The organism is Arthrobacter sp. H5 (assembly GCF_000520595.1).
GTDB lineage: Bacteria > Actinomycetota > Actinomycetes > Actinomycetales > Micrococcaceae > Arthrobacter_D.
Map to the genome: position 1 here is coordinate 10,339 of NZ_KI915030.1, position 1,385 is coordinate 11,723.

Here is a 1,385-nt window from a genome sequence, read left to right on the forward strand (position 1 = left end):
TTCACCGCGCTCGGCATGCGCCCCGTCCCGCCGCTGCCTTCGAGTAATTGCACAATTCATCAGGACGGCCAAGCGTTGAATGATTATTGTCACAACTGCACCCGGGCGCATGCGGTTCGCTTGCGCACAGTCCGCAAGCTCGGCCTCCTTCCGCGGGATTACTACGACCCCGCACTGATCGATGAACTTGAAGCCTTCCTTCGCCAGCATCGGGAAGCCGACTGATCGAAGCTGTATCTGGAGCGAACCCAGGGACACCGGCGTTGATGTCGTCATCCCGATGAGGGCACCATCAAACGCCCCATCGATGCCGGCGTCATCATCGAAAAACCTGAGAAATCCCTCCGTTGTCACGGCAGCCGACGTTGTCCAGAACATTGCGCAACGGCTCAGGCGCCGCATCGAGGGCCCCAACGGCGGCCACAGCGCGTACCGTTTCGCTTGCCGAACGGCTGGACCGGTTGCGTGAAAGCCAGTTCGCTAAGGCGCAGGAGTTTATCTCCTTTCTGCAGGAGCTGCTCGACCTCGCCAGCGGTGTCGCAGCTGCAGCGAAAGCAGAAAGACGAGGCAGGGGCGGAAGGTCTTGACCTTCTGCCCGACCGTCATATCGGTGCGCTTACCCAAATCTTCCAGAAGCATGAGCCAGACGGTGTCCCCATCAATATGAGAAGGTTGTTCGGGACATTGACGGGATCGTCAAGACGGTCCGGTGGGAGGGTTAGCAACTCAGCGCGGGAACTGGCCGCGCGGCCAGTCCGCCTTGGCAGGAAACGGCCATCTCCAGCTCCCCGGTATCTGCGTTTCGAACGGCCGTCGTGAACGGGCCAATTGCGTTAGCGTGAACTCGAGGACTAGTTAGGAGCAGTGTGAGCTGGCAAATCTTCTACCGAGATATTGAGGGAAACCAGCGCCCGGGACCTAGGATCTCGAATCGAGATGGTGCCGCCGCGGCCAGAGGGATCTCCGCGGGAAGAGCGATTTTCCGATCATCGACATGTTTTGCCGTGCCTATCAGCGCCTCTTGGGCCATGTGAGGATGCTAAGCGGTTCCAATCTGACGGGTTCGGCCGGCGGCCTAACTTCGACCGTGGTGCAAGATATACAACTGGATCTCCACGCTTTGTTGGGTGTGTTCACCGTGCTAACGGATGGTGAGCAGTCACGTTGGCCACAGCGCGCGAAGGACGGGAGGCAGTACATGTCCCGCTTCAAGCAAGCAGTCGACGCCGCTGCAGAGGAGAGCGAGGATTTTGATCTGATACGTGGCATCCGAAATTATGCACAACACTACGCTGCGGTGCCCTTCTCCATCACTCAGACTAATTACGAAAGTGGCGTCGCTACCGTCGATCTGCGCCTAGTACTACAGTCGCGTTTATTTTTGG

The 1,385-nt window shown here is 58.6% G+C and carries 2 protein-coding genes; both read left to right on the forward strand.

Annotated features, from left to right (window positions below):
- On the forward strand, nt 1-225 hold a 225-nt coding region (locus Y708_RS30565), incomplete at its 5' end, for a hypothetical protein (protein ID WP_216699852.1).
- Between the two features lie 862 nt (nt 226-1,087).
- The coding region (locus Y708_RS30570; RefSeq protein WP_216699853.1) for a hypothetical protein at nt 1,088-1,385 on the forward strand (298 nt) is incomplete at its 3' end.